The following is a 24,233-nucleotide window of genomic DNA, read 5'->3' as shown; positions in this document are numbered from 1 at the left end:
GTTGACGCCGGGAGCGGCCCTGTGCGTCGATCTGGATGGGACGCTGCTGCGTAGCGACCTGCTGTACGAATCACTGTTGGCCCTGCTGGCGCACAACCCGCTGTTTGCTTTGCTGGTACCGTTCTGGCTGCTGCGCGGCAAGGCCTATGTGAAGCGCCAGCTCGCTTCCCGAGTGACCTTGTCGGTTGAAACGCTGCCATACGATGAACGGGTGGTGGCCATGCTGCGCGCGACACAGCAGCGTCCGCGCGTCCTGTGCACCGCTTCGGACCGGCTGCTGGTCCAGCCGATCGCCGATCATCTCGGCGTTTTTGACGAGGTCATCGCCAGCGATGGTGCCCGCAATCTTGCCGGGCACACCAAGGCTGAAGCCCTCGTCGAGCGCTATGGGGAACGGGGTTTCGACTACCTTGGCAACCACCGCGTTGACCTGCCGGTCTGGAAGCACGCCGCAGGTGCCATCGTCGTCAACGCCTCCGAATCGCTGGCAAACCAAGCCAGCGCGCAAACCCGGTTGATCGATCACCTGCCGGGACAGCCCGGAGGACTCCGCCCCTGGATCAAGGCCCTGCGGCTGTACCAGTGGCTGAAGAACCTTCTGGTACTGGTTCCACTGCTTACCGCGCACCGCCTGTTCGAACCAGAAGCCGTGGTAAACGCGGCGCTCGCCTTCCTTGCATTCGGTCTGTGCGCATCCGGCGTCTACCTACTGAACGACCTGCTGGATCTGGCACCAGACCGGCAGCACCCACGGAAGCGGAAGCGACCATTCGCGGCCGGGACCTTGCCCCTGTTTCATGGCCTGGTCGCCACCCCCCTGTTGACACTGGCCGGTTTCGCCCTGGCGCTGTGGACAAGTCCTGCGTTCGCGCTGGTCCTGCTGATCTACTTCATCACGACCCTGGCCTATTCGTTCACGCTCAAGCGCATCGTGATGATCGATGTCGTGGTGTTGGCGGCGCTTTACACCGTGCGGATCATCGGCGGCGCTTTTGCAATCGATTCGCCACGGTCATTCTGGCTGCTGGCGTTCTCGATGTTCATTTTCCTCAGTCTTGCCCTCCTCAAGCGCTATACCGAACTAACCGCGGCTGCAACGCAGGGAAAGCAGAAAGCCTCCGGTCGCGGATACTCCGTAGCCGATCTGCCGCTGGTGCAGTCATTCGGGACAGCTGCGGGCTACATCGGCGTTCTGGTCTTCGCCCTCTACATCAACAGCCCGGACAGCCTCAGACTGTACGCCACGCCCCAAGTGCTCTGGCTGCTCTGTCCTGTGCTGCTGTACTGGATCAGCCGTGCCTGGTTTGTCGCCCACCGGGGCGACATGCATGATGATCCCATCGTGTTCGCAGCGCGCGACCGCGTCAGTCAGGCCGTCGGCCTCGCCGGGCTGATCATCGTAATGGCGGCGACACGCCACTGGTAATGCCTCCCCATCATTCCAAAGTTGATCGCATGTATCTCAAATTCATCCCACTCATCCTGTTCTCCGTAGCCCTCAATGCGAGTGCGCAGCTTTTCCTTCGCAAAGGCATGCCGAATGTTTCGCTGGTGACCAACCAGGGCGTGCTTGAGCTCGCACAGGGCGCCATCCGCATTGTCTTCAATCCGTGGGTGTTCAGCGGACTGTCGTGCTATGCGATCAGCATCGTGCTCTGGATGTACGTCCTCTCCAAAGTCCAGGTGAGCTTCGCGTATCCCTTCCTCAGCGTGGGATATGTAATTGTCGTTGGCGCTGCATATCTGTTCTTCCGTGAACCGGTCAGCGTAATGAAGCTGGCTGGGATCGCGCTGATCTGTGCTGGTGTCGTGCTCGTCGCGCGTGGAGGTTGAGCCGTGAGCAAGCATATTGTCATTGGTGGCTCGGGCTTCACCGGATCGCATCTCGTCCGGACCCTCCTTGCACAGGGCCAGCAGGTTCAGACCGTTGACCTGCTGCCTCTCCCTGCAGAATTCTCAGGGAGGGTCGTCCATCACCAACTGGATATTCTGGATACTGCGGCGCTGTCGCGCGTGGCATTGGATGAAGGTGACGTCGTCCACCACCTTGCGGCAAGGCAGTTCCATAACGCCGTGCCGGCAAAAGAGCAGGACGCCTGGTTCGCCGAGGTCAACGTTACCGGTACAGCCAATGTATTGAAGTGGATGCGCAAACTGCGCCAGCCGCGCTTGATCTATACCAGCACGGACATGGTGTACGGGCTACCGGAATCGCTGCCTGTACCTCCAACGCACCGACGCAACCCGTTGGGTCCGTATGGGCGCAGCAAGGCGGCTTCAGAACAGCTGTGCGAGCAAGCAAGAACCGAGGGCTACCTGATTACCGTCCTCCGTCCACGCATGATTGTGGGCCCCGGACGCTTTGGCATCCTGATCAAGCTGTTCCGGTTGATGGACCTTGGCCTTCCCGTGCCAACCATTGGCAGCGGCCGGAACCGTTATCAGATGATCGCAGTGGAGGATGTCGTCAGCGCAATTCTTGCTGCGGTCGAGAAGGGATTCCCCGCCGTCGCGCTGAGCCTGGGATCAGGCGATGCACCACCAGTTCGCCAGTTGCTGCGCAATACGATCAAGCGCATTGGCTCGCGCTCGATTGTAGTGCCAGTACCCGCCAAGCCGTTGAAGATGGTCCTGTCGTTGCTGGAAAAGCTCGGCAAGCCATTGTTGCATCGGGAGCAGTATCAGATCGCCGACATCAATTACGTGGTTGACATTGCACCTACGCAGGAACTTCTGGACTGGCATCCCACACGCAATGACGAGGACATGCTCGTTGCAGCGTACGCACATTACCGGAAGCAGATCTGAGTGATCGCATGGAGGGACCTGGCTGGGATCGCCTCCGTATCCGCAGACGGATGCCTGTCGCAGTTGCCTCGCCGGAGAAATGTCCGGCGAGGCAGGATAGAGATCGGCGCGGCAATCCACCACGATGCTGCCCCAGCACGGAAAAGGCGATGACTTCCTCGCACCGAAGCCGCTGCGATCAACGTCGGGCCGAAATCACTGGCGGCGCCATCAGCCATCGCTGTAGACGATCAACGCGCCACCCTTCGCATCCTGGAAGAGCCTCAGCCGCCCTTCACCGAGCCCGATTTCATTTACTGCGTCACCTTCCACCGCCATCTCGCACAATTCTGCCTTGTGCGTCCGGCAATCAACAAAACTCCTGGCCCCGGTAGCCACCACCACCGAATTCATCAGGTATTCGTTGTTGAAAGTGGTACCTGGCTCTTTGCCAACCGGCATGCGACCGGAAACAGCCAGTACTGAATACCGTTCCGCCGGCAATGGCAGTAGCGTGTCGATCTTCTCAAACAGGAAGGACGTGGTTTCCACTTGGCTCTGGAGGAACGTACGGGCCTGTGCCTGGAATCCAATACCGCCCGCCAGCAGGAGGAGGAAGACCACCGCCCGTGAGACACAGTGACCAGCTCCAAGAAGACCGAAGAACAGCGTCAGTCCGAGCACCAGCGCGATCAGGCTGCGCGTGGTTATCACTGGCGCCAACGGAATCGAGAATGCGTGGAAGGCCGCAGCGACCAATGCGAGCGTCAACAGGATCTGGGCTGAACCCTTCCGGCGAACGGCGAATGGAATGAGCAGCAGCACGGTTGCCAACAGCAACCAACCATCCAGGTTCGAGGCCTTGCCAAGGGCAGATACACATGCCTGGAATGATCCAATGACGTAGTTCACGTTCTGCCATAGAGAGGGAAGATCCTTGGCCGGATGCGGCGCTCGCCAGTCATCCACCTGCGGGCCGAAATGTCCTGCCAGCACCAGCAGCATCATCGACATGACCAAAGCGCCGAGTACTGCCCCCCCCACCCAGCTGAGCGTGTGTTGCAACCACAACCTCCATCGATCCCGAGCACTCCGCTGTTCGGACGCGAACTCGCCGATGAACAGGAGCGGAACCATGAAGTAGTAGCTCTGCATCGTCCCGAATAGAAGGATTCCGAGCGTCGCATAGACAATAGCCGGTGCTATCTCTACCCGCCGCGTGACCACCTCGGCCAGGATCAGGACTGCAACTGCCGAGAACGCAGTGGCCGGCCACATGCTTTGTTCCACTACTGGCGGAGAGATAGAAACGACGGCCGAGATGATCAGTGCCAGTGGGACTGACAGGCCTGCGCGGCGCGCAATGCGATAGACCAGCAAAAGATGTGCGGCGATATACGCGACGAACCAAGCTGAAGCGTCAATACTGACAAGTACACTCCTGAAGATATAGTTCAGCCACCGGCCATCCTGCAACAGCTTCAGTTGGAAATAGTGGTTGTAGTGAACTTCATCGTGACCGAACACGTGCAGATTCGATACTTGGCTATAAGCGGATGCCACGAGCAGCATGGACAGAAGCGCAGCCACCATCTTGAATCCGCCATGGATCGGGGCATCAGTGCACATCGAGTGCAGCTGCGACCGCACCCGCCCAGCCAAATTATTCCAATCCATCTCTTCCTCTAACTCCAGATTCGCCCAACTGAATTTGACCGGCATTACATCATTCAGGCAAAGGTACCGATGGCCGCGAACGGGCCAAACCGGCTCTTTGACTGCCCTGAAGACGTCCCGTGCGGAATGCTACTCGACTGGATGATGGCGAAGCCAATCCTTTGTGAGCAAATGGCGTGGGTGGACAGACCCGCGCGGCTACCTGCTGCCGATCCAGGGAGCGGCAGGGCACATTGCCCTATGAATAGTCCCTTGCACCACAGCACTTCGCTCCGAATCAGGAATGCAGCAGCAGACGCCTGAGCTTTTGCACGAACTGACGATGGTCATATTGTTCCGCTAAGAACAGGCGTGCTTTGGTAGACGCGGCTGACCAAGCCTGGTCGTCCTGATCCAGCTCCTGGATGGCAGCAGCATACCTTGACGGGTCATCGGTAGTCGGCAGTATATCCTCGACTCCAGCTAGGCCCTGCGCGGCCGCACCTGTCAGGATGATTGGAACACCCTGCCCTATTGCCTCGATCACCTTCCCCTTGACCCCACCGCCGAAACGCAACGGCGCGATGACCAGGCGCGTAGACGCGTAACAGCGCTCCAATGCAGCATCGTCGATGCGACCGAGAATACGCACCGCACCAGAGGCATGCTTGGGCACATGGTAGTTCTCCATACCGGAGCCCACCACGGTGAGGACCGGCGCCTGTCCTCCTCGTTGAAGCAAGGGAAACACCTTGTGCAGAAACCAGTCCAGACCATCTGCGTTTGGTGCATGCGCCATGCTACCAACGAACAGCAATCCCGATCTTTTACCCAGGCCGGGTGTGTACTGCATGGATCCCGCATCCACGGTCCACAGCGGGAACATCTCGCCGTTCCCGGCCAAGCCGCGACCAGCAAGATAACGGTTCACTGTTTCAGCCTCATCTTTGGAGGGATACAGAACTACGTCGGCACTTCTCCACGCCCTCTGTTCCACCACTCTCATCAACAAACACTGCCAATGATCGGCAAGGGTGGCCCTGGATGTAGTACGCATCAACTGCAACCGCAGATAATGGATGTCGTGCCCGTAATAGAGATGAGTACCGACAATCGCCGCGCGCATGACCGGAAGATACATAGCCGCGATCAGTGGCCGGCTTGACACCGACCCGATGAAACTTCCTCCGAACTTCGCCAGCCATCCATCCAGTGCCCCGGTTTCCCGTCGACTCAATGCGGTGATGCCTCTCCCTTCAAGGGCAGCTCTACCAACCGCGGAGGGCTCAATCGTTGCCGCCCAGAAGACGACCTCCATACCGGCGTCGACCAAGAGGTCAGCGAAGCATGAGATCGCGCGTGATCCTGCATCACGGTCAATCTCGGGAAAATCATGGTCCACGAGGAGCACACGCGGGCGCTCTGTCGACGGAACCCCCGCAATTGCTCCTGTGGACCGTGATCTCGACCAGTGACTGTACAAACCAGGGCCGAACATCAGCATGGCTTCCAGCAGCCGTCGCTTGACCTTGCCCCATGCCATTGCCGCCTCTGCCTCGCTCAATGCCAGGACTTGAGGTCCACGAAGAACTCCGGATACCCCTTCCACTTGTCGCGGAAGTAGGCTGCATTGCGGTTGAACAGCTTCCTGTAGCGCTCGCTGCCTTCGCTGGCACCGGTGGTCTGGTGCGGCTGGTGGCGGACACCGGCCAGGTCACGGAAAGCCACCGAATAACCGGCCTTCTTCACCTGGAAGCAGATGTCGGTGTCCTCGAAGCATGTGGGATCGTAGAACACGTCAAACCCCTCCAGACGCTCGAACAGTTCGCGGGCGATGAACATGCAGCTGGTTCCAAGGAAGCCCACGTCATCGCGGTATCCCCTGATGCGGGCCTCATTGTTCATGCCGCGATTGGGCAGATAGTCGGAGATGGGCCCGCCAAGATCATCCCGCGTGGCATCGAACCAGCCTGCATTCCAGCCAAGGGTACCGACCCCGGGGTTGGCCGCCAGGATATTCACGGCTTCGCTGAAGCAGGAAGGAGAGGTCAGCCACTGGTCCGAGTCGAAGAACGCAATGTAGGTACCGGTGGAATGCTTGACGCCCAGGTTGCGGCCCGAGGAGCACCCATTCTCGCTGTTGCGCACAAGCTTCACCTTGGCGTGCCCTGCATATAGCGATTCGACCAGTTCGGCGCCACCGTCGCTGGACTGGTTGTCGACAACCACAATCTCCTGCAGCCACTCACCCGCATGCTCAAGCAACGTACTGACGCAACGCTCGATGATGCGACGGTTGTTGTAGATCAGCACTACCACGCTTACCGAAGCCGGATACTCCGGCTGCATCAATTGCTCGACGTGGCCCAGCCAGGTGTGGCGGGCGATGAACGCATAGTCCTCCACGGCAGCGGCTTCGGCCAACTGCGCAGTGAGCTGCCCGATCTCCACCCGGCGTAGGTTGGGCGACATCGCGAAGGACGGCAACGCATCGACAAACACCGGTTTCTCCAGCAGCAGCGCTGCCATAGACAGGTCGGCAAGCCGCTGGCTGTCTTCGGCACCACCGACGATGACCACCGCATGCGCACCGGCGATCAGCGGGGCCATCTGCTGCGGTTGCCATGACCAGTCGAGGGCATGTACCCGCCGCGCGTCGTGGCCTTCCACCTTCATGCCGGTGACATGGAACACAAGGCTGGGGGAAGCCTTCAGCGCGGCACGCAGCCAGGCGTCACCATCGCCACCGAGAACAACGAACAGGACATGTTGCCGGCCAGGCTCATAGGCCTGCGGCAGCACATGGCTGCGATAGGAATCGAAGATCTCGTTGTCCCCGGCCACGTCCAGCAGGAGCGATGGCACGCCATCGACCTTCTGCTCCGGGGTCCCGATGACAACGCGATCAGTGAGGGCCCGCAGTTCGGCGGAAAGAGAATCCGTGCCAAGCGCATCAAGATCGACGATCACTTCGGCGCCGCGCTCGCGTGCCGAACGGACCAGGGCCAACGTCGCCGCCGAGGCGTCAGCGACCAGCACACGGGTGTCCACGGCACGCACTTCCTGCAACCATGTGTGGGCATCCACCCCAAGACGCACAGGCAGGCCGCTGCCATCGTCCGGCCAGGCACTTCCATCCACTGCGGTGATGCGCGCGAAGAAGCCGGCACGATCACCCGCCTTCGCGAACTGCATCGCCCGGTTGGGCCAACCGTCGGTAGTCAATGTGCCGGCAATCACCAGCAGGCGCTCGCGGCGAACCGCTCGCACCATCGACGGCGGAGGCTCCACCATCTGTTGCGTGGCAACGGCCTGAGGAACACCCAGCGTCTTCATGCGCCGCGGGATCTGTTGCAGTGCAACCTTCAACCCATGCCGCCTCCAGACCGAAGCCAACTTGAAGGGGGCGGCCAGCAAGCGCACCAGGTCACGACGAAGCAACTGCAGGAACCTGCGCAGGCGACGCCACAGATTCAGCGCATCTGCGGTTTCCTGACGGCTGCGCGCCAGCTCGGCCTGTATCTGCTCGATTTGCTGCTGCAGGATCGCAATGTAGACCTCCTTGTCATCGATATAGGCCTGCTTGCCTGCCAACTGCTGCTGGAACTGCTGCAGCAGCTGCGCACTTTCCTGCTTCATCTGCTGCAATGCCTGCGCACCTTCCTGCAGCTGGCCTTGAGCCGCATCCAAGCGGACCATGTCTTCATTCATCTTCGTTTGCTTCTCGACAAGTTGCTGCGTCAGGTTTGCGTTCTCCGTCACCTGTTCGGCAAGCTGATGGTCCCGGAACAGTAGTAGATCGTGGGCACGTTGGCTCTGCTGCCGGGTCTGTCCAAGCTCGATCAGTGCCTGTTGCAGCCACAGTGACAACCAATCTGTGGAGGTTGCGTCGAAGCGAAGGGGCGCCGGCGGCAGGGAGGAGCAGTCGTCGAGCAGCCGCAGGTGCGCGCTGGCGGACGCTTCCAGGCTGTCCACCACCTGCGGATCCGGCCGCCAGGCTTCGGCGACCAGCGACTGGATCGCCTGCACGAAGCGCTCCGGGCCATCGTCGGTCGAGAGCCTCAGAATCGCCGGCATTCCAGCCATCACATGGGCATGCGACAGCTTGTCGTCGTACTCAAGGCCCGCAGTAGGTTTGCCCGCCAGCAGGGCAAGGATACTGGCATGCAGGCGCATGGACAGCACCGCGTCAGCGCTGGTGATTGCCTGCCAGGTCGCCTCCGTTGTTGCCGGTGCGATCAGTTCATCATTGCTGCGTCCCGGTAGCTGCTGACGCAGCGATTCGATCAAGGGCAGGTCGGACGTAGCGCCACTGCCTTCGGTATGGGCCTGGAACGCCACCCATTGAATGCGCCACCCTGCAGGAACTGCGGTGCGCAATGCCTCCGCCAGGGACGTTTTCCACTGCCCCCTGTCCCATTCACGCACCACCACCGCCAGTACCTTGTTCTGCGACTGTCCTGCGCCATGCGCGGCCTGTTGCGCCGGCAATGGATGATAGCGGCGGAACAACCATCCCGGATCGGCGGCAACGAGGATATCCCGATCCACGCCGATCTGGCGCAGCAGTGCCTTGGACGATTCATCCCGCACGGATACGGCGTCTGCATGCTGGAACAACTCTCGCACCAGGGTGCGTGCGCCCTCTGAACTCAGCGGCCCAACCCCCTGCCCCCACACGATCGTCGGCACTCCCAGTTGCCGCGCGAGCAGCATCGGCCGCGCATAGCCGGAAATGTCGTTCGCATAAGGGAGATACACGGCATCGAGGTTGAAGGGATGATGGTCCTGGAAGATGCCGCCACCCCCCATCACCAGTACGTCGCAATGCATCAGTGCACGGGCGACATCCCCGACATTGGCAAACTGCACGGCATCCACACCATGCATGCGGCGGGTCAACGAGGGATCGATGCTGGCAACCACCGGCTCGCCGCCCAGTTCGCGGATGCGGCGGACCAGCAGGTCCAGCAACACCTCGTCGCCCACGTTGGGTGCCCCATAGAAACCCACGACCAGGGCCCTGAATACTGGCTTGGAGTGCGTCATCATGCAGTTCTCACTGGTGCGGTGAAGCGAGGGGCGGGAGCAAGCCAGCCATGGCCGGAATGGGGCTGAGGCAGCACATCCACGTGGCCCGCGTAGGGCACGCGGGAATGACGGTGATACTCGCCCGTGTCGAGGTCACCGATACCCAGTGCCAGTACATAGCGGTTGCCGGTGACATTCAACGTCAACTGCCAATCGAAAACATAATCGCCCGGTTCCGTTGGCAGCGGCGAAAGGCTCATGTTCTGGGTGGTGCCAGCCCACAGGGCGATATCATCCACGCTCTTCAACTGAATCCCATAGCAGGGCTGCTCGATACGCCGGCGCACATGGATGGCGACCTTCACCAGCACTTGTTCGCCATGGCCGAACGTCGTCCTTGGCTGCCCCTCCAGGTCGAGAATCTCCACGCCGGTGATTTCACTTGCCGGCAATGCCGCAGCGTCTGCAGGCAGACCATCATTCTGCAAGCTGGCAAGGGCCTCGTCCGCATAGATCACGGCTCCGCCTTCTTCGTCCACCAGGTCGTCGGCATACTTCTTGACAACCTCGCGGCACGGTCCATCCAGCACGACCCGTCCGCGGCGCAGGTAGATGCCCCGGTCGCAGTATTCCAGCAGGGTATTGGTGGAATGGGTTACCAGGATGATGCTGACGCCCTCGGACTGCATCCTGCGGATGCGGGTGAGGCACTTGGTCTGGAAGGCGGTATCGCCCACTGCCAACGCTTCATCCACGACCAGGATATCAGGCGACACGTGGATTGCCACGGCAAACGCAAGCCGTACGAACATGCCCGAGGAGTAGGTTTTGACAGGCTGGTCGATGAACTCACCAATATCGGCGAAATTCTCGATTTCAGGCATGAGGCGGGTCATGTCCGCCGAGCCCAGGCCGATGATGGCGCCTGCCAGGTAGACGTTGTCGCGCCCGCTGAATTCGGGGTTGAAGCCAGCGCCCAGTTCCAGCAGCGCCGAGACGCGCCCATTGACGGTCACGCTACCGGTATTTGCCTGCAGCGTGCCGACGAGAATCTGCAGCAGCGTCGACTTGCCACTGCCATTGCGACCGATGATCCCAACAGTTTCGCCCGGAGCGATGTCGAAGTTGACGTCGTCCAACGCATGAAACACGCGCACCGGCTGCGGCTGCATGCCCACCAGACGCCGGAGCCGGTTTGCCGCCGGCTGCAACAGACGCTGCGCCGGACGGTCGAAAATACGGAAGACCTTGCCGACACCGCGCACCGAAACCACCGGCGCAACGGCCAACGGCGTATCTGCTGCCTGCATCACATCACCCCCGCATGCCGATAGGCGGCTCGCTTGGCGTCCAGGCTCGCTTGCTGTGAATACTCGCGCGCCATGAGATCCTGCCCGGCCGCCGACAGAGCCGCCAGTCGCGTTCGATCCTGCGCGCATTCCAGCAATGTAAGGGCAAACCCTTCGGCATCATCACGCACCAGGATATTCACGCCGTCGGTCGCGCCGATGCCCTCGCACCCCTTGCTGGTGCTGAGTACGGGAATACCGGCAGACATCGCCTCGACGATCTTGACGCGGATGCCGCCGCCGGACAGCAGTGGCACCATCAGCAGATGCGCTTTGTCCAGCAGCGATTGCAGGTCGTCGACGAAGCCATGCACGAGAACGTTGCGGCCATCATGCAATGCCTGCAGCGCCTCCGGAGGATTGCCGCCGCAGAAATGCAGAACAATCTTCCGCTCCTGCAACTGGTCTGCCAGCAGCGGATGGATCTTCTCGGCAAACCACGTCACCGCCTCCGCATTCGGGTACCAGCCAAAGCCGCCCATCCACAATACGTGGAAGACATCATCCGGCTTGTCTTCAAAACGCGTTGTACCCAACGGAAAGTGCAGCGGCATGAGGTAGCGTGGGACCTTGTCGGTAACCCGTGACATGTCATGGCGAGAGATGAAGGTCATCGCCGAGAACCCGAAGGCATTCTCGATCTCGACAGCCTTCGCGGCTTGCCGGCTTCGGCCGGCAACCCATTCCATGAAACGCAGCTTCCATCCGCTCAGGCCTGCCGGCATCCAGAACGGGAAAATGTCAGCTTCGATGTTGTGGCTTAGCAGGATACCCGGCACCTGCGGCAGGAACCGGCGGAAGAACGCCAGATGGGTCGAGTTGACCTCGATCGCATCGATGCCCTGCTCGCGGACAATGCGACGTGCAGCCGCAACGGCGCTGCGGCTGTAATAGCTGGCATCGATGAAAGGCAGACCCTGCAATGCCTGCCGCGCCATCGACAGGGCACGCTGCACCTTGGGCAGCTCGAACGGCATCTTCGGACGAGGCTCGAGGTGGACCGAGCGGAACACTTTGTCGTAGAGCGCGCGATGCTGCTCGACCTTGCGCCGGTCCGCCTCGCCGCCCACGTAGCAGAACAGGTGGTAGTCGATCTCTTCGGCGAACGGCAGTACGGCGTTCACCGCATAGATGTCGCCTCCTGTCACCGCTGGCAGCGAAGGCGCCAGCATGAACACGAGAACTTGTTTCTTAACCTGCGGTTTCATCGAAGATGTCCGAATCAAAATACGGTGAGAACCTGGTGAGGTACTGGATATCCGGGTTGCGTTCACCGATCTTTCTGGCGGGTACGCCCCCCACCACCTCATAAGGCGCCACGTCACGCGCGACGACCGCGCCAGCGGCGACCACCGCACCTTCGCCGATGGTCACGCCCGGCAGCAATGTGGCGCGGGCACCGATCCAGGCATGGTCCTGGATGGTGACCACACCGCCAATCGCGGGAAAGGTCGGTGCATTGTGATCATGGTGCAAGCTGAGGATGCAGGTCTGGAAAGAAACATTGACATTGTTTCCAATAACCACGCCTACCCGACCATCCAGATACACCTCCCGGTTGATCACGCAGTTGTCACCGATGCTGACGTGCGCGCGCACCGGATAGCCGGTGACGAACCAGCGCATGCTGACGTGCGTGTCCTTGCCGATTGCCACCTTGAGCACGCGGGTCAGATAGAACCGGCGGACACATTCGATCGGAAAGCGGGCAATGACATTGTTGCCGAGGTAGTACTTCAACCCCATCAGCACATAGAAGAAACGCTGGCGAAGAAGCCATTGCTTCAGGCGATTCATCGTGCAGCCTCCTTCTCAAAGGACATCAGCGAACCCGCACTTGGTACGGCGGAACCAGACCATTCCCAGCACGCAGACGACTGCAGACACTGCGAACTGCCCTGCCAGTTGCCACCAGTCCGGCAATTGCCCAAATACGGCGACAGCCCGCGCCTGTTCAATTATGGTCGTGAGCGGATTGGCCAGGAAAAGCGGACGAATGTACTCAGGAATCTTGGTGACGGGGAAAAACACAGGCGAAATGAACAGCAGAATCTGCGAAAACACACCCACCACCTGGTTAACGTCCCTCAGGTAGACACCAACAGACGCCAATATCCAGCTGATGCCCAATGCGTACAGCACCAAGGGCACCATCACTACGAGAATCAGCGGAAAAGTGGCTGGAACGCCGTTCCCAACGAACACCAGGGCAAGTGCCAGTACGCTTAGGCTGATGAACCAATGGAACAGCGCCGATGAGCAGGAAACGATCGGCAGAATGCCGATCGGGAACACGACCTTCTTGACGTAATTGACGTTTCCCGTGATCAAACCGGGCGCACGGTTGATGCATTCGGCGATGAAACCGTGGAGGATGAGGCCGACGAACAGCAGGATTGCAAAATCCGATTGCCGCTGCGGCTGATCTCCCCAGCGCACTTTCAGGATCACCGAAAAGAACAGCGTGTACACGCTGAGCATCAACAACGGATTGACGAAGGACCAGAACAAGCCGAGTACCGAGCCCTTGTAGCGCCCGCTGACTTCACGCCGGGTGAGCTGAAAGATGAGACCAGCCAGATTCGAGGCACTCATGCGGCAGGCACCATGGACAATCCGTCGGTCACTGAAGCGCCCTTCCCAGATCCACCTGCAGATCCCCCAGATCCTCCACGCCCACGCTCAGCCTTACCAGCGCATCACTGATGCCCAGCTGTTCGCGGCGTGCCACGGGAATCGAAGCGTGCGTCATCACCGCCGGGTGGTTGACCAGGCTTTCCACGCCACCCAGCGACTCGGCCAGGGTGAACAGCTCGGTCTTCTCGCAGAAGCGCTTGGCCGCCTCGAAACCGCCCTTGAGCACGATCGAGACGATGCCGCCGTAGCCGCCCATCTGGCGGGTCGCCAGCTCATGCTGCGGGTGCGACGGCAGGCCCGGGTAGATCACCTTTTCCACCGTCGGATGCTTTTCCAGCCACTGGGCCAGGGCCAGCGCGTTGGCGCAGTGCGCCTTCATGCGCAGCGGCAGGGTCTTCAGGCCACGCAGGGCCAGGAAGCTGTCGAACGGGCCCTGCACGCCCCCCACCGAGTTCTGCAGGAAGGCCATCTGCTCGGCCAGTTCGGCGTTGTCGCCGACCACCACCATGCCGCCGACCATGTCCGAGTGGCCGTTGAGGTACTTGGTGGCCGAATGCAGCACCAGGTCCGCGCCCAGCTCCAGCGGACGCTGCAGCATCGGCGAGGCGAAGGTGTTGTCGACCACCACGATCAGGCCATGGCGCTTGGCGATGGCGGCAACCGCGGCGATGTCGACGATCTTCAGCATCGGGTTGGTCGGGGTCTCGATCCAGACCATCTTCGTCTTCGGCGTGATGGAGGCTTCAAACGCCGCCAGATCGGTCAGGTCGACGAAGCTGAAGTCCAGCCCGGCGGTGCGGCGACGCACACGCTCGAACAGGCGGAAGCTGCCGCCGTAGATGTCGTCCATCGCCACCACGTGGCTGCCGGCGTCCAGCAGTTCGATCACGGTCGAGCTGGCCGCCATGCCCGAAGCGAAGGCGAAACCACGGGTACCGCCTTCCAGCGACGCCACGCACCGCTCATAGGCGAAGCGGGTCGGGTTGTGGGTACGCGAGTACTCGAAGCCCTGGTGCTCGCCCGGGCTGGACTGCGCATAGGTCGAGGTGGCGTAGATCGGTGGCATCACCGCGCCGGTGCTGGGGTCGGGCGACTGACCGCCGTGAATGGCCAGGGTAGCCAGGGCCAGCGCGCGGTCGGGCGAAGAGGAGTTGGACATGTCGTTTCCTGAATGGCGCCGACGTGCGGCGCCGTCAAAGGATCGGGAGTCTATCAGCGCAGCCTTAACGAGCTTTGACGCAAATAAACCGGAATTCAGTGGTGATCTGCAGCGATCAGCGGCTTACTGCACGCGGCGGCGCAGATAGTTCAGCAGGTCGATACGGGTGATCAGGCCCAGGAAAGTGTCGCCGTCCATCACGATCGCCACCTGGCCGCGGTCGAACACCGGCAACAGCGCCTCGATCGGCGACTTCACGTCCAGCCGGTCCAGCTTGCTGACCATGGCGGTGGCGACGGTGTCGCGGAAACGTGCCTCATCGCCATACACATGCAGCAGCACGTCGCTTTCGTCGACGATGCCGACCAGCTGGTCGCCGTCCATCACCGGCAGCTGCGACACGTCGTACAGCTTCATGCGCTGGTAGGCGGTGGTCAGCAGGTCGTTCGGTCCGATCACGACAGTGTCGCGCTGGCCGTACGGGCGCAGGATCAGGTCGCGCAGGTCGCCATGCTGCGGGCGCTGCAGGAAGCCGTTGTCCAGCATCCAGTAGTCGTTGTACATCTTCGACAGGTACTTGTTGCCGGTATCGCAGACCAGTACCAGCACCCTCTTCGGCGTGGTCTGCTCCTTGCAGTACTTCAGTGCCGCGGCCAGCAGGGTGCCGGTGGATGAGCCACCCAGGATGCCTTCCTTGCCCAGTAGTTCGCGCGCGGTGTGGAAGCTCTCGGCGTCGCTGATGGCATAGGCCTTCTTGACGCGGCTGAAGTCGGAGATCGACGGCAGGAAGTCCTCGCCGATGCCCTCCACCAGCCAGCTGCCCGACTTGTCATTCAGATTGCCGTCGTTGATGTACTCGGCCAGGATCGAGCCAACCGGGTCGGCCAGCACCAGCTCGGTCTTCGGCGACAGCTTGGCGAAGGCGCGCGACAGGCCGGTCATGGTGCCGGAGCTGCCACAGCCGAACACGATGGCATCGAGGTCGCCGCCCATCTGCTCGAGGATCTCCGGGCCGGTACCGAATTCATGCGCGGCCGGATTGTCCGGGTTGCCGAACTGGTTGATGAAGTACGCGCCCGGGGTCTGCTCGGCAATGGTCTTGGCCAGATCCTGATAGTACTCAGGGTGGCCCTTGGCCACGTCCGAGCGGGTCAGACGCACTTCAGCGCCCATCGCCTTCAGGTTGAAGATCTTTTCCCGACTCATCTTGTCGGGAACGACCAGAATGAGCTTATAGCCCTTCTGCTGGGCCACCAGGGCCAAGCCCAGGCCGGTGTTGCCAGCGGTGCCCTCGACCAGGGTCGCGCCAGGCTTCAGGTCGCCGCGCTTCTCCGCCGCTTCGATCATCGACAGGCCGATGCGATCCTTGATCGATCCGCCCGGGTTGGCGCTCTCCAGCTTCAGGTAGAGCTCGCAGACGCCGGTGTCCAGGCGCTGGGCCTTGACGATCGGGGTCTGGCCGATGAGTTCGAGGACGGAAGAATGGATGGGCATTCGGAGGACTTTCGGTTCGCGCCACGCAGGGCCGGACCGGTGATTATCCGACGGATGGCGATGAAAGTCAGGTCGCTGCGGCAGCGGCGTGCCCGCCGTAAAAAAGAGATGCGGACGGCCCCGGATCGACGAGGAGACCGGTACCGCCCGCATCGGTGAGTTGTGCCTGCCGGCCAAGGCACCACCGCTTGTGGTGCCTTGGCGCGGCCGCCTCATCGGCGGTGCCGCGATGCCGGGGCAGAAGCGCCCGGCGGGGCCATCGATGGCCGGGTCACGCCGTTCCGGGCGTGACGGGGTGCGTCAAAGCGTGGGGGACGTCGTTGGGAGCGGTGTTTCGTACATTCGCAGAAGTCGTTGCTTGGCCAGCAGCTTTTCGCGCTTCATGCGACCCAGGGTGACATCATCGATCGGGAGTACACCCAACTCCGCGTCCATGCACTTCTTGTTCAACTTGCGGTGCTGGTCATGGAGTGCCCTGAACTCCGGATCACGCGCGCGACGGGCGTCGATCTCGCTCTGGGGCTGATCTTCAAACATGATGGACCTCCTTCGACAGATACACGAACGCCCCGGCCGCAAGGCACGGGGCGTTGTTCATGGAGGAGCGCCGGTCGATGGCCACCTGGACGCCTGCAACGACCTGCGGCACTGGCCTGCGCACGTCGATTCGCTGCGGTTCGCGCCCTGTTTGCATCGGCCCGGCCCTCCCATCGTCCGGTCCGCGGCATTGCGTCCCGGACGATTGACCCTACGCCTGCTCAAGGCGGGGTACAAGACCCCTGCGGCAAAAAGACCGAACCCCGCCGGGGCGGGGTTCAGGCTGAATGCTCATCACAACGAAAAACAAACGATATCAAGCAATTACGGGGCGATGATGACCTCGGCCGAGCGCGCCTGGGTGGAGGCCGCCTTCTTGCCGGCGAGCTGGATCCGGTTGCTGGCGACACCGGCCGCGACCAGGGCATCGCGCAGCGCTTCGGCACGCTTCTGGCCTACGCCATTCGCGTTGTCATAGGCCTCGATGCGCAGGCGGCCCTTCTTGCCGATGTTCAGGTATTCGGCCAACGCCTTGGCCTGGTTGCGGGCCCCGCCGGACAGGCTGGAGGCGCCGGCGGCAAACGCATCGCCACGGAAGGTGAAGACCTCGCCGCGGCCATCGAACTTCGAGCCCGGCAGTTTCTGACCGGACACCAGCTCGGCTTCCTCGCGGGCCAGCTTGGCGGCGTTCTGCTGGGCGGCGCTGAGGCGCTGCTGCTGCTTGCCGGCCACGCTGGTCAGGGCGTTCTCGGCGTCCTGGCGGGCCAGGGTTTCGGCCTCGGCGGCCTGGCGCAGGCGCTCGGCCTCCTCCGCCTGCATCTGCGCCTGCATGCGCAGCTGCTCGGCTTCCTGGCGGGCGCGGGCGGCGTCGCGGCGGCTGGCCTCGATCAGCAGGTCGCTGCGGGTCCGCTCCAGACGGTCGACCTCGCGCGCGGCCAGTGCGGTACGCACGGCGGTCTCGGCAATCTCCACCCGGCGCTCGGCCAGGTAGGTGGCCAGCTCCTGGTCGCGGCGCTTGGCCTTGTCCAGGGTGGCAATGGCCTGCTGAGCCTGCATGCGCTCGAAGGCGCCCAGCTCAGCGGTGTCGGGATTGGCCTGGATGGCCATCAGACGCTGGCTCAGCTGCGCCACCATCGGGTTGTCGGCGGCCACGGCCAGGGGCGGCAGCGCCAGCAGCGCGGCCAGGGTTGCGGCAGTCATCGGCTTCACCGGCGGTCCTCCCCGGTCGACAGCTGGCGTTGCAGCTGGTTGACCTCGTTGCGGCGCAGCTGCAGCTGGGCGGTCACGGTGGCTTCCTCGCTGCGGACGCGGGCCAGGTCGGCATCGGCGGCGGCGCGCAGGGCGATCGCCGGGGCGTTCTTGCGCTCGCGGCGGTCGCCGGCAGCACGCTGGGCCTGCTCCAGCCCCTGCCGGGCCAGCCCGATCAGGTCCGGGGCGTACTGGTCGGCGTCAGCCTGGGTGGCCTTGTCGACCGCCTGCCGGGCCTGGGCCAGTTCCAGTGCGCCATCCTGCGCCCAGGCGGGGGCAGACAGTGCGAATGCAAACGCCATCACATACAGGCCATGGCGCATTCGTGCGAAGCTAAGTCGTTTCATTGGGGAGGCCGTACCGGTTGTCGGTTCACGGCCATTGTCGTCAAGCCGACACCGTGCTGGCAACGGGCGTCGGCCGTTTCGTTGGGGAAAATTCGCAATGGATATCGGCTACTTCCTGAAGCTGATGACCGAAAAGAACGCTTCGGACATGTTCCTGACCACCGGAGCACCGGTCTACATCAAGATCGAGGGGAAGCTTTATCCGCTGGGCAACACCGGCCTGCCGCCGGGCATGGTCAAGAAGATCGCCTACTCGCTGATGGACGAAGGCCAGGTGCCGCAGTTCGAGCGCGAGCTGGAGCTCAACATGGCCATCGCCCTGCCCGATGCCGGGCGCTTCCGCGTCAACGTGTTCAAGCAGCGGGGCGAGGTCGGCATGGTCATCCGCGCCATCCGCAGCCGCATCCCGAGCATCGAGGAGCTGAACCTGCCGCAGGTGCTGAAGGACGTCATCATGACCCCGCGCGGGCTGGTGCTGGTGGTGGGGTCCACCGGCTCCGGCAAGTCCACCTCGCTGGCGTCGATGATCGACCACCGCAACAGCACCACCACCGGTCACATCCTCACCATCGAGGACCCGATCGAGTACCTGCACAAGCACAAGATGTCGATCGTCAACCAGCGCGAGGTCGGGCTGGATACCCATGCCTTCCACAACGCGCTGAAGAACGCGATGCGTGAAGCGCCGGACGTGATCCTGATCGGCGAGATCCTGGACGCGGAGACGATGGAGGCGGCCATCGCCTTCGCCGAGACCGGCCACCTGTGCCTGGCCACCCTGCATTCCAACAACGCCGACCAGACCATCGAGCGCATCCTCAACTTCTTCCCGGAAAGCGCGCACAAGAACGTGCTGATGAACCTGGCGCTGAACCTGCGTGCGGTGATCAGCCAGCGCCTGGTGAAGAACAAGGAAGGCCGTCGCCTGCCGGCCACCGAGGTGCTGATCAACACGCCGATGATCCGCGACCTGCTGCGCCGCGGCCAGGTGCACGAGATCAAGGCTGCGATGGAAGGCTCGCTGGAGGAAGGCATGGAGAGTTTCGACCAGTGCCTGTTCCGGTTGGCCAAGGCTGGCACCATCGAGCAGGAGGAGGCCCTGCGCGCGGCCGACTCGCGCGATGGCCTGGCGCTGAAGTTCCGCCTGTCCGAAGGCAGCAGCGGCGAACACGACCCGTACGCGGATTTCTCGGCCGGCGCGCCGAGCATCACCCACGGGTTCTGACCTGAAGGGTTCAGGGGCGGTCTCATCCAATGAGACCGCCGATCCGTAGGTTTCCGCAATGGAAACCATCCGCAAGCTTGCCATCCTGGCTGACGCCGCCAAATACGATGCCTCCTGCGCCTCCAGCGGCTCGGGCAAGCGCGACTCACGCGCCAGCGGCGGCATCGGCAGCACCGAAGGCATGGGCATCTGCCACAGCTATACGCCGGATGGCCGTTGCGTTTCGTTGCTGAAGATCCTGCTGACCAACTTCTGCGTCTACGACTGCGCGTACTGCGTGAACCGCGTGTCCAGCAATGTGCCCCGCGCGCGCTTCAGCGTGGACGAGGTGGTCGCGCTGACGCTGGACTTCTACAAGCGCAACTACATCGAGGGCCTGTTCCTTTCCAGCGGCATCATCCGCAATGCGGACTACACCATGGAGCAGATGGTGGAAGTAGCGCGGCAACTGCGCGAGGAACACCGCTACGCCGGTTACATCCACCTCAAGACCATTCCCGAAGCGTCGCCGGAACTGCTGGCCAGCGCCGGGCGTTACGCCGACCGGCTGTCGATCAACGTGGAGCTGCCCACCGAAGCCGGGCTGAGCGCGCTGGCACCGGAGAAGACCGTACAGTCCATCCGCGGTGCGATGGGCGAGCTGCGCTGGCGCATCGAGGAAGCCAAGGAAGCGCGCAAGGCGCCAGCGGTGGTCGCGCCGGTGTCCACCCGCAGCGCGCGTCCGCGCCCTCCCCGCTTCGCACCGGCCGGGCAGAGCACGCAGATGATCGTCGGCGCGGACGGCGCCAACGACCAGCAGATCCTGGCAAGCGCCGACAGCCTGTACGGCAACTACCGGATGCGCCGGGTGTACTACTCCGCCTTCAGCCCGATTCCGGATGCCAGCCGCCAGCTGCCGCTGCAGCCGCCACCCCTGCAGCGCGAGCACCGCCTGTACCAGGCCGACTGGATGCTGCGCTTCTACGGCTATGGCGTGGATGAAATCACCGATACCACCCAGGCCGGCATGCTCGATCTGGACATCGACCCGAAGATGGCCTGGGCGATCCGCCACCCAGAACGCTTCCCCGTGGATCTCAACCGAGCGCCGAAGGAAATGCTGCTGCGCGTACCCGGGCTGGGCGTGCGCAATGTGAAGCGGGTGCTGATGGCGCGCCGCCACGGTCGCCTGCGGGTTGCCGATGTGGCACGCCTGAAGGCGCCGATGAGCAAACTGCTGCCATTCGTGCTGCTGGCCGACCACCACCCGCGCAGGGCGCTGGACGATCCGGCGGCGCTGCGCGCCCAATTGGCCCCACCGCCCCGTCAGGGATCGCTGTTCGATGCCCCACCGCCAGCCTGACGCACAGCGCTGGTCGCTGCGGGTGGAGCCGCCGTGGTCGCTGGAGGCCTGGCGCAACGGTGCCCGCGATGCCCTGTTGCGCGGCATCGCACCGGAACAGCTGGACTGGCTGGAGGGCAGCGACGCATCACTGCTGGATGCGCCGTCGGTCAGCTCCGCGCCCGTGCTGGCCGACGCCGGCGTGCCGAACGTACCGCGCGACTTCCTTGAACTGGCGGCCACCTGCCTGTGTCATCGCGATATGCAGCGCATGGCCCTGTTGTACCGGCTGCTGTGGCGCATCACCCATGGCGAGCGCTCGGTGCTGTCGAATCCCGCCGATGCCGACGTGCTGCGCGCAACCGCGCTCGCCCAGGCCGTTCGCCGCGATACCCACAAGATGAAGGCGTTCGTGCGCTTCCGCGAGGTGCCCGGCCAGCCCGAGGCGTTCATCGCGTGGTTCGAGCCACAGCACCACATCGTCGATCGGGTGGCGCCGTTTTTCGCGCGCCGCTTCACCGGCATGCACTGGGCCATCCTGACGCCGTCACGCAGCGTGGCATGGGATGGACAAGCGCTGGCCTTCGGCCCCGGCGCACGGCGCGAGGACGCCCCGGCAGAGGATGCACGGGAGGCGCTGTGGCAGACCTATTACGCCAGCATCTTCAATCCGGCGCGGCTCAATACCCGGATGATGATGCAGGAGATGCCGGCCAAGTACTGGCGCCACCTGCCCGAGGCGCAGCTGCTGCCGCGCCTGGTGCGCGATGCGGGCGATCGCGTGCAGGAAATGCATGACCGGCCCGCGCAGGCACCGCAACGGAAGATACCTGCGCGGGCGCTGGCGCCAATGCCCGCCGCCGACGCCAAGGGATTGCAGACACTGCGCCAACAGGCGCTGGCCTGCCGCCAGTGCCCGCTGTGGGAAGCGGCCACGCAGGGGGTGTTCGGTGAAGGCCCGGCCGATGCCCCGATCATGGTGGTCGGCGAGCAGCCGGGCGACGTCGAGGATCTGCGCGGCCAGCCATTCGCCGGCCCGGCCGGCCAGCTGCTGGATCGTGCCCTGGCCGAGCTGGGAATCGATCGCGCCACGCTGTACCTGACCAATGCGGTGAAGCACTTCCACCATGAGCGCCGCGGCAAGATCCGGCTGCACAAGCGTCCGGAAAGCCGCCACATCCAGGCCTGCCGGCCATGGCTGATGGGCGAGATCGCGCGGGTGCGGCCGCAGGTCATCGTCTGCCTCGGCGCAACCGCGGCAGCCTCGGTATTCGGTCGTGACTTCGACCTCTCACGCGACCGCGGACGCTGGCACACCCTCGAAGATGGCACGCGCGGCTACGCCACGGTGCACCCGGCGTGGGTGTTGCGGCAGACCGACGATGCACGCCGCGAGGCCGGCTATCGGCTGTTCCGGGAAGACCTTCGGCAGATGTTGCGAGGGGATGGGGCATCCGCCGGGCATGGCCCGGCGCTACCACGGGCCGGGGACCGGTAGCGCCGGGCCGCGCCCGGCGAGCGAAGCGGCCCGTCAGGCGGCGTCGGGCTGGTTTTCCGGGCGGGCGCGGTCGAAGGCGTCCAGCGCCTGGCAGGCCGCTTCGATGCGGCGCAGGGTCGGGTACGGCGTCAGGTCCAAGCCGAAGCGGTGTGCGTTGTAGAGCTGCGGCATCAGGCAGAGGTCGGCCAGGCCCGGACGATCGCCGTGGCAGAACGTGCCTGTGTCACCGCTGTTGGCCAGCAGCGTTTCCATGGCCTGGAAGCCTTCGGCCATCCAGTGCAGGGTCCACTGCGCGCGGGCGTCGGCCGGCAGCTGCAGGTCGCGCTCCAGGTACTGCATCACCCGCAGGTTGTTGATCGGATGGATATCGCAGGCCACCAGCTGGGCCAGCGCCCGCACCCGCGCGCGGCCGGCGGCGTCGGCCGGCAGCAGCGGTACCTGCGGGAAGCGCTCATCCAGATATTCCACGATCGCCAGTGACTGGGTCAGCACTTGACCGTCTTGCAGCAGCGTCGGCACCAGCTGCTGCGGATTGAGCGTGCGATAGGCGTCCAGGTGCTGCTCGCCACCCTCGCGCACCAGGTGCACCGGCCGCGCCTCCCAGGCCAGGCCCTTCAGCTCCAGGCCGATGCGCACGCGGTAGGCGGCGCTGGATCGCCAGTAGGTGTACAGCACGATGCCGTCGTCGACCGGGCCGTCGTCAACCAGGATCTCCATCGCCGCCTCCATGCTCAGGGCTTGGCCGCCTGTTCGATGCGCTGCTCGATCGCGCCGAAGATGCTGTTGCCCGCGGCATCAAGCATCTCGATGCGGACCACGTCGCCGAAGGACATGAACGGTGTGCTCGGCTTGCCGTCGCGCAGGGTTTCCACCACGCGCTGCTCGGCGAAGCACGATGCACCCTTGCTGGTGTCTTCGTTGGCGATGGTGCCCGAGCCGACGATGGTGCCGGCGCCCAGCGGACGGGTCTTGGCCGCATGCGCGACCAGCTCGGCGAAGTTGAACTGCATGTCCACGCCCGCTTCCGGCGCACCGAACCACTTACCGTTGATGTGGGTCAGCAGCGGCAGGTGCACCTTGCTGTCCTGCCAGGCCGCACCCAGCTCATCCGGGGTGACGAACACCGGCGACAGCGCCGAACGCGGCTTGGACTGCAGGAAGCCGAAGCCCTTGGCCAGCTCGCCCGGGATCAGGTTGCGCAGCGAGACATCGTTGACCAGGCCGACCAGCTGGATATGGCCCGCCGCCTGCTCCGGGGTGGCGGCCATCGGCACGTCGTCGGTGATCACCACGATCTCCGCTTCCAGGTCGATGCCGTAGTCCTCGCTGACCACCTTGACCGCATCGCGCGGGCCGTGGAAGCCGGCACTGGTGGCCTGGTACATCAGCGGATCGGTGTAGAAGCTCTCCGGCACCTCGGCGCCACGGGCACGGCGCACGCGTTCGACGTGCGGCAGGTACGCGCTGCCATCGACGAACTCATAGGCGCGCGGCATCGGCGCGGCCAGTGCCTGCGGGTCAAGGTCGAACACGCCATCGGCGTCGCCGGCGTTGAGCGATTCATACAGGGCGTTCAGGCGCGGTGCGATGTGGCTCCAGTCTTCCAGGGCCTGCTGCAGGGTGGCGGCAATGCCGGTGGCGCGCACGCCGTGGCGCAGGTCGCGCGAGACGACGATCAGGGTGCCGTCGCGGCCGCCTTCCTTCAAAGAACCAAGCTTCATGGGTGGGTGTCCGGAGTCGTGGGCAAACAAGTTTCAAGTGTAATCAAATCTGCGGCGGCGCCAAGCTGCAGCGCGGCATCGGTCCACCCTACCGTAGTGGGGGGTCGGCAGGGCTTGCAGCCCTGCACCTGCGTCAAGCCAGGGCTACGTCAAATGCCAAAGCGGCTCTGGTTTCCTGTGAGTTGGGTGGGGCGGTGTGGGTGGGCAGGACACGCCGTAAACC

20 protein-coding genes are annotated in these 24,233 nt (G+C 63.4%); 6 read left to right on the top strand and 14 right to left on the bottom strand.

The genetic code is table 11. The features are described 5' to 3' along the window. The first annotated feature begins 19 nt into the window (after window positions 1–19). The 3 genes from G5A07_RS15395 to G5A07_RS15385 are packed head-to-tail and all read left to right on the top strand — an operon-like array spanning window position 20 to window position 2,808. A complete protein-coding gene (locus G5A07_RS15395) occupies window positions 20–1,426 on the top strand; it encodes a UbiA family prenyltransferase (protein ID WP_191863574.1) in 1,407 nt (468 codons plus the stop codon). Window positions 1,427–1,455: 29 nt separating this feature from the next. Next, window positions 1,456–1,833 carry an SMR family transporter gene (locus tag G5A07_RS15390; protein ID WP_014035892.1) on the top strand — a complete coding sequence of 126 codons (378 nt, stop codon included), beginning with the start codon at window positions 1,456–1,458 and terminating at the stop codon, window positions 1,831–1,833. Window positions 1,834–1,836: 3 nt separating this feature from the next. Further along, window positions 1,837–2,808 carry an NAD(P)-dependent oxidoreductase gene (locus tag G5A07_RS15385; RefSeq protein WP_191863560.1) on the top strand — a complete coding sequence of 324 codons (972 nt, stop codon included), beginning with the start codon at window positions 1,837–1,839 and terminating at the stop codon, window positions 2,806–2,808. A 210-nt stretch (window positions 2,809–3,018) separates the two neighbouring features. On the opposite strand, the gene G5A07_RS15380 is transcribed toward G5A07_RS15385, so the two are convergent. The 12 genes from G5A07_RS15380 to G5A07_RS15325 all read right to left on the bottom strand — a co-directional run bounded on the left by G5A07_RS15380 (window position 3,019) and on the right by G5A07_RS15325 (window position 18,221). Continuing rightward, window positions 3,019–4,509 carry a glucosyltransferase domain-containing protein gene (locus G5A07_RS15380; RefSeq protein WP_191863559.1) on the bottom strand — a complete coding sequence of 497 codons (1,491 nt, stop codon included), beginning with the start codon at window positions 4,507–4,509 and terminating at the stop codon, window positions 3,019–3,021. Between the two features lie 232 nt (window positions 4,510–4,741). Then, window positions 4,742–5,986, bottom strand: coding sequence for a glycosyltransferase (locus G5A07_RS15375; RefSeq protein WP_191863558.1), 1,245 nt, complete (start codon window positions 5,984–5,986; stop codon window positions 4,742–4,744). Between the two features lie 17 nt (window positions 5,987–6,003). Further along, a complete protein-coding gene (locus G5A07_RS15370; RefSeq protein ID WP_191863557.1) occupies window positions 6,004–9,492 on the bottom strand; it encodes a polysaccharide pyruvyl transferase family protein in 3,489 nt (1,162 codons plus the stop codon). Further along, a complete protein-coding gene (locus G5A07_RS15365) occupies window positions 9,492–10,784 on the bottom strand; it encodes an ABC transporter ATP-binding protein (RefSeq protein ID WP_191863556.1) in 1,293 nt (430 codons plus the stop codon). The genes G5A07_RS15370 and G5A07_RS15365 overlap by 1 nt, the downstream gene beginning before the upstream one ends. Further along, on the bottom strand, window positions 10,784–12,031 hold the full coding sequence (locus tag G5A07_RS15360) for a glycosyltransferase (RefSeq protein ID WP_191863555.1): 1,248 nt from the start codon (window positions 12,029–12,031) through the stop codon (window positions 10,784–10,786). Before G5A07_RS15360 ends, G5A07_RS15365 begins: the two co-directional genes overlap by 1 nt. Further along, window positions 12,015–12,620, bottom strand: a complete 606-nt coding sequence (locus tag G5A07_RS15355) for an acyltransferase (RefSeq protein WP_191863554.1) — start codon at window positions 12,618–12,620, stop codon at window positions 12,015–12,017. Before G5A07_RS15355 ends, G5A07_RS15360 begins: the two co-directional genes overlap by 17 nt. 15 nt (window positions 12,621–12,635) lie before the next feature. After that, window positions 12,636–13,418, bottom strand: a complete 783-nt coding sequence (locus tag G5A07_RS15350; protein ID WP_191863553.1) for an ABC transporter permease — start codon at window positions 13,416–13,418, stop codon at window positions 12,636–12,638. 28 nt (window positions 13,419–13,446) lie between these two features. Next, complete coding sequence (locus tag G5A07_RS15345) at window positions 13,447–14,619, bottom strand: cystathionine gamma-synthase (protein ID WP_191863552.1); 1,173 nt, start codon at window positions 14,617–14,619, stop codon at window positions 13,447–13,449. A gap of 123 nt (window positions 14,620–14,742) precedes the next feature. After that, complete coding sequence (locus G5A07_RS15340; protein ID WP_019338009.1) at window positions 14,743–16,113, bottom strand: pyridoxal-phosphate dependent enzyme; 1,371 nt, start codon at window positions 16,111–16,113, stop codon at window positions 14,743–14,745. Between the two features lie 300 nt (window positions 16,114–16,413). After that, window positions 16,414–16,650 carry a YdcH family protein gene (locus tag G5A07_RS15335; protein ID WP_005407964.1) on the bottom strand — a complete coding sequence of 79 codons (237 nt, stop codon included), beginning with the start codon at window positions 16,648–16,650 and terminating at the stop codon, window positions 16,414–16,416. Window positions 16,651–16,974: 324 nt separating this feature from the next. Further along, a complete protein-coding gene (locus G5A07_RS15330; protein ID WP_191863551.1) occupies window positions 16,975–17,859 on the bottom strand; it encodes a hypothetical protein in 885 nt (294 codons plus the stop codon). Next, entirely contained in the window at window positions 17,856–18,221 is a 366-nt protein-coding gene (locus G5A07_RS15325; protein ID WP_010480631.1) for a DUF4398 domain-containing protein, read from the bottom strand. The genes G5A07_RS15330 and G5A07_RS15325 overlap by 4 nt, the downstream gene beginning before the upstream one ends. 121 nt (window positions 18,222–18,342) lie before the next feature. On the opposite strand from G5A07_RS15325, the gene G5A07_RS15320 reads away from it, so the two are divergent. Genes G5A07_RS15320 through G5A07_RS15310 form a run of 3 tightly spaced genes read left to right on the top strand, consistent with a single transcriptional unit; the run spans window position 18,343 to window position 22,289 of the window. Then, window positions 18,343–19,470, top strand: a complete 1,128-nt coding sequence (locus tag G5A07_RS15320; RefSeq protein ID WP_043398800.1) for a PilT/PilU family type 4a pilus ATPase — start codon at window positions 18,343–18,345, stop codon at window positions 19,468–19,470. Window positions 19,471–19,528: 58 nt separating this feature from the next. Next, window positions 19,529–20,812, top strand: coding sequence for a putative DNA modification/repair radical SAM protein (locus tag G5A07_RS15315; RefSeq protein ID WP_191863550.1), 1,284 nt, complete (start codon window positions 19,529–19,531; stop codon window positions 20,810–20,812). Beyond that, window positions 20,793–22,289 (top strand): UdgX family uracil-DNA binding protein, encoded by a 1,497-nt coding sequence (locus G5A07_RS15310; RefSeq protein WP_191863549.1) that lies wholly within the window; start codon window positions 20,793–20,795, stop codon window positions 22,287–22,289. Before G5A07_RS15315 ends, G5A07_RS15310 begins: the two co-directional genes overlap by 20 nt. A gap of 33 nt (window positions 22,290–22,322) precedes the next feature. Here the strand turns inward: G5A07_RS15310 and maiA are convergent, their stop codons facing one another. Then, window positions 22,323–23,006, bottom strand: coding sequence for a maleylacetoacetate isomerase (gene maiA / locus G5A07_RS15305; protein ID WP_191863548.1), 684 nt, complete (start codon window positions 23,004–23,006; stop codon window positions 22,323–22,325). Between the two features lie 14 nt (window positions 23,007–23,020). Further along, window positions 23,021–24,010 (bottom strand): fumarylacetoacetate hydrolase family protein, encoded by a 990-nt coding sequence (locus G5A07_RS15300; RefSeq protein ID WP_043398812.1) that lies wholly within the window; start codon window positions 24,008–24,010, stop codon window positions 23,021–23,023. Window positions 24,011–24,233: the final 223 nt, after the last annotated feature.

It is taken from the genome of Stenotrophomonas sp. AS012628 (assembly GCF_010608305.1).
Classification (GTDB): domain Bacteria; phylum Pseudomonadota; class Gammaproteobacteria; order Xanthomonadales; family Xanthomonadaceae; genus Stenotrophomonas; species Stenotrophomonas geniculata.
The sequence above is the reverse complement of the archived record's forward strand: the minus strand, read 5'-3'. Positions and strand labels throughout refer to the sequence as shown.